Source organism: Gemmatimonadota bacterium, from assembly GCA_016209965.1.
GTDB lineage: Bacteria > Gemmatimonadota > Gemmatimonadetes > Longimicrobiales > RSA9 > JACQVE01.
This window is the reverse complement of sequence record JACQVE010000243.1, coordinates 1-6745: the sequence shown is the minus strand read 5'-3', so window position 1 is coordinate 6745 and position 6745 is coordinate 1. Positions and strand designations below refer to the sequence as shown.

Annotated in this window: 9 protein-coding genes; 3 read left to right on the top strand and 6 right to left on the bottom strand. The window is 68.8% G+C overall.

Annotated elements, in window-relative coordinates:
• Nucleotides 1–707: ABC transporter ATP-binding protein (locus HY703_09700; protein ID MBI4545458.1), on the top strand; the 707-nt coding region annotated here is incomplete at its 5' end.
• Nucleotides 708–731: 24 nt separating this feature from the next.
• A complete protein-coding gene (locus tag HY703_09695) occupies nt 732–1574 on the top strand; it encodes a hypothetical protein (GenBank protein ID MBI4545457.1) in 843 nt (280 codons plus the stop codon).
• Here the strand turns inward: HY703_09695 and HY703_09690 are convergent.
• The 4 genes from HY703_09690 to HY703_09675 all read right to left on the bottom strand — a co-directional run bounded on the left by HY703_09690 (nt 1555) and on the right by HY703_09675 (nt 2942).
• Nucleotides 1555–1941: a PIN domain-containing protein gene (locus tag HY703_09690; protein MBI4545456.1), complete on the bottom strand. Its 387-nt coding sequence runs from the start codon at nt 1939–1941 to the stop codon at nt 1555–1557. The genes HY703_09695 and HY703_09690 overlap by 20 nt on opposite strands.
• Nucleotides 1928–2227, bottom strand: a complete 300-nt coding sequence (locus HY703_09685) for a type II toxin-antitoxin system Phd/YefM family antitoxin (GenBank protein MBI4545455.1) — start codon at nt 2225–2227, stop codon at nt 1928–1930. The genes HY703_09690 and HY703_09685 overlap by 14 nt, the downstream gene beginning before the upstream one ends.
• A gap of 177 nt (nt 2228–2404) precedes the next feature.
• Nucleotides 2405–2725, bottom strand: a complete 321-nt coding sequence (locus HY703_09680) for a DUF2442 domain-containing protein (protein ID MBI4545454.1) — start codon at nt 2723–2725, stop codon at nt 2405–2407.
• Nucleotides 2706–2942, bottom strand: a complete 237-nt coding sequence (locus HY703_09675) for a DUF4160 domain-containing protein (protein MBI4545453.1) — start codon at nt 2940–2942, stop codon at nt 2706–2708. Before HY703_09675 ends, HY703_09680 begins: the two co-directional genes overlap by 20 nt.
• 557 nt (nt 2943–3499) lie before the next feature.
• On the opposite strand from HY703_09675, the gene HY703_09670 reads away from it, so the two are divergent.
• Nucleotides 3500–4660: a TRAP transporter substrate-binding protein gene (locus HY703_09670; GenBank protein MBI4545452.1), complete on the top strand. Its 1161-nt coding sequence runs from the start codon at nt 3500–3502 to the stop codon at nt 4658–4660.
• On the opposite strand, the gene HY703_09665 is transcribed toward HY703_09670, so the two are convergent.
• Both HY703_09665 and HY703_09660 read right to left on the bottom strand, forming a co-directional pair.
• The gene (locus HY703_09665) at nt 4638–5939 is read right to left on the bottom strand and encodes a TRAP transporter large permease subunit (GenBank protein ID MBI4545451.1); all 1302 of its coding nucleotides are present in this window, start codon (nt 5937–5939) and stop codon (nt 4638–4640) included. The genes HY703_09670 and HY703_09665 overlap by 23 nt on opposite strands.
• Nucleotides 5939–6421, bottom strand: a complete 483-nt coding sequence (locus HY703_09660; GenBank protein ID MBI4545450.1) for a TRAP transporter small permease subunit — start codon at nt 6419–6421, stop codon at nt 5939–5941. Before HY703_09660 ends, HY703_09665 begins: the two co-directional genes overlap by 1 nt.
• Nucleotides 6422–6745: the final 324 nt, after the last annotated feature.

Here is a 6745-nt window from a genome sequence, read left to right as displayed (position 1 = left end):
GCTATGTTCCGGAGCAGCACGGCGTGGGCTACGGCTGGCTGCGGGCAGGTGCGCTGATGCGTTACCACGCGGCCTATTATCCCGCCTGGGACGCCGGCTACGCGGGGGAGCTGGCGCGCCTCTTCGAGATCCGCCCGGAGGCGCGGTTCGGCACGCTTTCCAAGGGGCAGCAGCGCCGGATCCAGCTCGTGCTGGCGCTGGCGCATCGGCCGCCGGTGCTCCTGCTGGACGAGCCCACGGACGGGCTCGACCCGGTGATGCGGGAGCAGGCGCTCTCGGCGCTGGCCGGGCATCTCGCGCGCTTCCCCACCACGATCCTGGTCTCGACGCATCTGGTGCACGAGGCGGAGCGGCTGGGCGATCATCTGGGCGTGATGCGCGACGGTCGGATCGAGGTGCAGTTCAATCGGGACACGCTGCGCCGCTACCTGCGCAGGTATCAGCTCGAAGTACCGGAGGGGTGGGCGGGTGCGCCCGCTTTGGCGGAGATGGTGATCCGGCGGAACGGCGCGCAGCGGGAGGTGGCGTGGACGATCTGGGGCGACGAGGCGGAGGTGGTGGAGCGGCTGCGGGGCGCTGGGGCGACGATCCGCCAGATCGCGCCGCTGACCCTGGAGGATGCGGCGCTGGCCCTGCTGGCGTGGCAGGCCTCGCCGGACGGGCCTGAGGGGAGCGAAACGCTTCAAACGACATCGGCCGGCGCCTGACCGGCCCGTCAAAGGAGAGCGACAATGGCGACGAGCGTTGCGGCGCTGGAGCGGCTAGAGCCCGGGATCGGGACCTCATTCGGGCAGCAGGCCTGGCTCCTCGGTGTGAGCGGGCGCTGGGTCTATCTGACCCTCGGTCTTCTGACGGTCCTGATGCTGGTCGGTTTGGCAGCTGTGCCCCCCGACGCGCCGGAAACCTTCATAACGGCGCTGTTCGCGGTGCCCTTCGGGGCCTTTTGGGCGGTGATGGTGTGGCAGGGAGAGGGACCGAGCCGCCGGACGTATCACTGGTCGCTGCCGGTCCCGAGACCGGCCCATGACCTGGCCCGGGTGACGGGGGGTGCGCTGTACCTGCTCGGGGCCTACGCGGTACTGGCGGGCACCGGCGCGCTGGCAGCTTCCGCGCAAGGCACGTGGGGTCGCTTCGCGGCGATTGGGCCGGAGGCGTGGGCGAGCTTCTTCGTGGCCCCGCTGATCGTCTACCTGCTCACTACATCCCTGGTGCTCTGGAGCGAGTATGCGGTCACCCGCTGGGTGATCGGGACGGTCACTGGCTTCAGCCTTCTTGCCGCGATCCTGGCCAGCTGGGGCTACTCAATGTTGGCAGAGGTCATACAGAGGCTACTGTTCGGGGACAGTTTGGGGTTCGACGCCGCGCTGTTCACCGGCACGCTGCGCGAGGTGTTTGGCTCGCCAGAGCGCGCCGGGACCGCGCCCAGCGACCCGTGGTGGCCCGCCGCGGCGCTCTGGCTCGCCGTGGGGCTGGCGCTCACCGTGTTCACCGCCGCCTACCGGCCGGACGACGTTACGCGCCTGGTGCGCAGCGCCGCGCGGCGCGGCGCGCCGGCTAGAGCGGGTAGATCCTGAACCCCAGCTTTCCTGCGGCGGCCCTCATTCGCTCGTCGTAGCTGGCTAGCTGTACATCCTGACCCTCGGCCCGCAGGAAGGCGAGGCAGGCGAGGTGCAGCGCGTCCAGCGTCCGGACACCCGGCGGCATTGGTTCCCGTACTCGGCCGACCACTTCAGGGATCAACTCCAGGAAAGCCACCCGCCCCGTGACCGCGTGGACCTCCTCACTGTGTGTGGCCGCGAGCCCCCGCGCCTGGATCCGCGCCCAGACCTCGTACTCCAGCAGCCGGCTGGAGATCAGCGATTGCGCCCACAACTCGGCGCGCGGCCGGCGATCCTCTGCCAGGAGGTGCGCGAGCACGACCGAGGAATCAAGGTAGATCACGGTCTGCGCGGCTCGCCTCCAGGTCCGCCATAACCTCCTCAAAGCTCATCACCGGCTTCGATGGGGGGATGTACGACTGCGGCAGCACGGGCGGCGCGATCCAGCCTTTCCGCACGGCCTCCGCAAGGCGGGCATCGGCCACCCTTTCCGCTCGGCCCTCCGCGGGCGGACCCAGCTCCGCGACCACGCGATCGCGATCGGTGACCAGGATGCGCTCGCCTCCCGCCGCCAGCCTCACGTACTCGCTCAGCTTGTTCTTCAGGGTCTTGATTCCGACCACGCGCATGAAACACAGAGTAGCTACTGGTAGCCACTAAGTCAAGCACAGAAAGGCCCGGCCGAATTGAACACGAGAGTCCGGATTTGATGGGCCGGCGGCGCCCCAACCACGGTCGCCGACTCCGTCGCCGGCCGCGACTGCGGGACTGGGGTGGGCTACGGTGCTGGGAGGTCGAAGTGTGGCTCAGGTCGTTGGGTTGCCAGGTCGGGGGACCTGACGCCGCTCCAGCCAGCGGCGGAAGCTGCGCTCGCTTTCTCCGCTCCTGCGGCCAGCCAGCAGGTTCTCAACGCTGATGTCCTCGTCGAGATCGGGCCAGTGGATCCCGTACCCGTGACCGCTCAGCTCGTAGCGGGCACGCTCCCGCTCCGTGCCGTGCACCAGACGAGGATACCATTCCAGCGGGACGGAGATCACGCGTCCGTCGGCGAGGTCAACAATCAAGCACTCATCCGTCACCTCGACTCGAGTGATCCGTGGCTCCGCTTCAAGCCTCAAAGTACTCATGCCATTCCGTGCGGAGTTTTTCCGCATGCTCCAACACCAGTCGTTCGATCCGCCTCAATTCAACGGCGCGGAAGCCTCGGTTGCGTTCCCGGCCCACGGCGTCCAACCAGAATTTAGCCTCGCTCTTCTCGCGGCGCACGTGAACGTGTGGGGGCTCCGCGCGGTCGCCGGCGTAGAAGAAAAACCGGTACGGCCCGATTCGAAGAACGGTGGGCACGTGCGTGGTGATGAGTGCCTCTCCTGGGCAACGACATAGGCTAACAGGCCAGGAGAAGGTTGGGGATGAGCCTGAGGGCTTCAGGCCATGCGAACCCTCACGGGCCTTCCCCTCCGCGCACTCGCCGCCTGCCGGCTTCTAGCGCGGGCCGTGCGGAAGTCGCGCCGGTTCCTGACCGTGCCAACGAGCCCCCGCAAGCCCGGGGCGCCGCTAATGGATAATCTCGGTGGATGGGAGCCGGATCGGGGAGCGTGGGGGCCCGGAGTACACCAAGCGGTAGCATGTTCCAGTTTCAACGGCCTCTAGAACGTGCTGTCAGCCCAGAGCCCTGTGTACGACTGGTTGCCCGCTGGACCATCTGATGGCAAGTTCTGAGCATCATGCCCACGGTGCTGCGGGTCGGTCCTTACCGGTTCTTCTTCTAGCGCCAGCGATCGTGCGGAGCCGCCGCACGCACGTACACGTCGAGCGCGAAAAGAACCGCGCGAAGTTTTGGCTCGACCCCGCACGCCTGGAGCGCAGCGGCGGCCTTCGGAGGGTGAGGAACCGTGGACCGGATCAGGCGGCGCACCTTTCTGAAGCACGCGGCGGTGGGCGCCGCGGGCACGGGTCTGCTGGGTGCGTGCGCGAGGAGTGACGACGCCGCCGCGGGCGCTGCGGAGGCCGGCGGCGGGGGCGGCGGCCCGGCCGTGAGCTGGCGGCTGGCCTCGAGCTTCCCCCGCGGGCTGGACATCCTGTACGGCTCGGCGGAGGTGCTGGCGCAGCGGGTGGCCGCGCTGACGGGCGGGCGGTTCCGGATCCGGGTGCACCCGGCGGGCGAGGTGGTGCCCGGGCTGCAGGTGATGGATGCGGTGCAGCAGGGCACGGTCCAGGCGGGCCACACAGCCAGCTACTACTACATCGGCAAGAGCCCGGCGCTGGCGTTCGACACGGGCGTGCCCTTCGGCTTCATGGCGCGGCAGCACCACGCCTGGCTGTATCATGGCGGCGGGCTCGATCTGATCCGCCAGATCTTCGCGGATTTCGGGATCATGACCTTCCCCTGCGGCAACACGGGCGTGCAGATGGGCGGCTGGTTCCGCCGGCCGGTGGGCTCGGTCTCCGACCTGCGCGGGCTGCGCATGCGCATCCCGGGGCTGGGGGGCGAGGTCATGAGCCGGCTGGGCGTGACAGTGCAGGTGCTGGCGGGCGGCGACATCTATCCGGCGCTCGAGCGGGGCGCGATTGACGCCACCGAGTGGGTCGGCCCGCATGACGACGAGAAGCTGGGTTTCTACCGCATCGCGCCGCACTACTACTACCCCGGCTGGTGGGAGCCGGGCGTGACGCTGAGCCTGCACGTGAACCGCCGGGCCTGGGACGCGCTGCCGGAGGTCTATAAGGAGATCCTGGAGAGCGCCACACGGGAGGTGAACCAGGACATGCTGGCCCGCTACGACGCCGCCAACCCGGAGGCGCTGGTGCGACTGGTCAAACAGCATGGGGTGCAACTGCGACCATATTCCGACGAGATCCTGGAGGCCGCGTATCGGGAGAGTCAGGGGCTGCTGGCGGACCTGGCCGCCAAAGACGCGACCTTCCGGCGGGTCTACGAGCACTGGCAGGCGTTCCGTGCCAGGTCGCTCCCCTACTTTGCCGGCCCGGAACTGCGCTACATGGCCTTCGCCTTTCCCAAGCTCGGCAGCCTGGCAGCGTCTACGGCCGCGCGAACAGGATGATGCCCAGGAGCAGCAGGAGCTGAAGCCCGATGAAGGGGATGACGCCGCGGTACATGGCGGTGGTGGGGATTTCAGCGGGCGTGACGCCGCGCAGGTAGAAGAGCGAGAAGCCGAAGGGCGGCGTCAGGAACGAGGTCTGCAGGTTGACGGCCAGCACGATGGCCAGCCAGGTCAGGTCGATGCCGAGGCTGGCCGCGGGCGCGACGATCAGCGGCACGATGATGAACGCGATCTCGAAGAAGTCGATGAAGAAGCCGAGCAGGAAGACGAAGGCGTTGACGACCAGGAGGAAGCCCAGCGCTCCGCCGGGCAGGCCGGTCAGCGTCTCCTCGATCCAGAGGTCGCCGGAGAGGCCGCGGAAGACGAGTGCGAAGGCGGTCGAGCCGATGAGCAGGAAGACGACCATGACCGTGAGCCGGGTCGTCTCGCTCATGGCCGCGGCCAGCGCGGCCCGCGTCAGCATGCGCTTGCCTGCCGCCAGCAGCATGGCGCCGATCGCGCCCAGCGCGCCGGCCTCGGTGGGCGTGGCCAGTCCGGCAAAGATGCTGCCCAGCACGACCACGATCAGCAGCAGCGGCGGCAGCAGCGAGGCCAGTACGCGGCGGGCCAGGACCCAGCCGCGGAGCGCGCGCGCCTCGAGCGGTAGCGCGGGCAGGCGGCGCGGCCGGAGCACGGCCACGCCGGCCACGTAGAGTGCGTACAGCGTGGTCAGCATCAGTCCGGGCGCTACGGCGGCGGCGAAGAGTGCGCCCACCGAGACACCCATCTGGTCGCCCAGCACGATCAGCACGATGCTGGGTGGAATGATCTGGCCCAGCGTGCCGGCGGCGGCGATGACGCCCACCGCCAGCTCGCGCTGGTAGCCGTAGCGCAGCATGACGGGGAGCGAGATCAGCCCCATGGCCGTGACGGACGCGCCCACCACGCCTGTCGCGGCGGCCAGCAGCGCGCCCACGAAGACCACGCCCAGTGCCAGCCCGCCGCGCAGCCGTCCGAACAGGATGCCGATGGTCTCCAGGAGCTGCTCCGCCAGCCGCGACTTCTCCAGCACCGTGCCCATGAAGATGAAGAAGGGCACGGCCAGCAGCGTGTAGTTGGACATGGTGCCGAAGGTCCGCTCGGGCATGGCCAGCAGCAGGTGCCAATCGAAGGCGCCGGTGGCCGCGCCCAGGGCCGCAAAGAGCAGGGCCGTGCCCCCCAGCGCGAAGGCCACCGGGTAGCCGGAGAAGATGAGGGCCAGCGCGCCCACGAACATGGCCGGCCCCCACAGCTCCGGCATCAGATGCCCTCGCCGTGGTAACGTTCTTCTTCCGCCGCCCCCTCCGCCCGGATCTGCCGGAGCTGGACCAGCCGCTTGATCAGTTGCGAGACCCCCTGCAGGAAGAGCAGCGCGAAGGAAACCAGGATGAGCGTCTTGATGGGGTAGCGGGGCAGTCCGCCGGGGTCAGGCGAACCCTCGCGGATAGCCCAGGAGTTGCGCACGGCCGGCCACGCGGTCCAGAGCATGAGCAGGCAGAACGGGAGCAGGAAGAGCACGGTGCCCAGCACATCGACCCAGGCGCGCTGCCGGCCGCTCAGCCGGCTGTAGACCACGTCCACCCGCACGTGCACGTCGTGCTTCAGCCCGTACGCCGCGCCCAGCAGGAAGATCAGGCTGAAGAGGTACCACTGAAGGTCGATGTAGGCATTGGACGCCAGCGACACACCGGTCAGGCGGGTGGCGTAGCGGGCCAGCGCGTTGAAGGTGCCGACCGCGACCATGAGCAGTGTCAGCCACTGGATAGCGATGCCGATCCGCTCGTTGAGACCGTCGATCGCGGCGGCGATCCGGGTCCAGGCGCGCAGAACCTGTTCCTCCGCCGAATGGTGCGTGTGTCGAGCCTGGGGAGCCCTCGGAAGCGGCCGTCATAGTGGGACCGGCGACGGCGCCGGGCAAGCTTTGTTCCGGGAATGCCGAGCTGACAGCCGTTGGCGGAGCTTTTGAGTAACTCACTTCACGCCTTCACCGGCTGCCGCCGACCCCGTCGCATGAAACGGGATCGCGACATAGGATTAGGGCGGCTGCTGGCAATGAGGTCGGTTTGC

Excerpts from the sequence above, each read along its gene's own strand:
- HY703_09685 (MBI4545455.1), bottom strand. The coding sequence starts at position 2,227 with ATGCGCGTGGTCGGAATCAAGACCCTGAAGAACAAGCTGAGCGAGTAC.
- HY703_09695 (MBI4545457.1), top strand. The coding sequence starts at position 732 with ATGGCGACGAGCGTTGCGGCGCTGGAGCGGCTAGAGCCCGGGATCGGG.
- HY703_09680 (MBI4545454.1), bottom strand. The coding sequence starts at position 2,725 with ATGAGTACTTTGAGGCTTGAAGCGGAGCCACGGATCACTCGAGTCGAG.
- HY703_09665 (MBI4545451.1), bottom strand. The coding sequence starts at position 5,939 with ATGCCGGAGCTGTGGGGGCCGGCCATGTTCGTGGGCGCGCTGGCCCTC.
- HY703_09660 (MBI4545450.1), bottom strand. The coding sequence starts at position 6,421 with ATGGTCGCGGTCGGCACCTTCAACGCGCTGGCCCGCTACGCCACCCGC.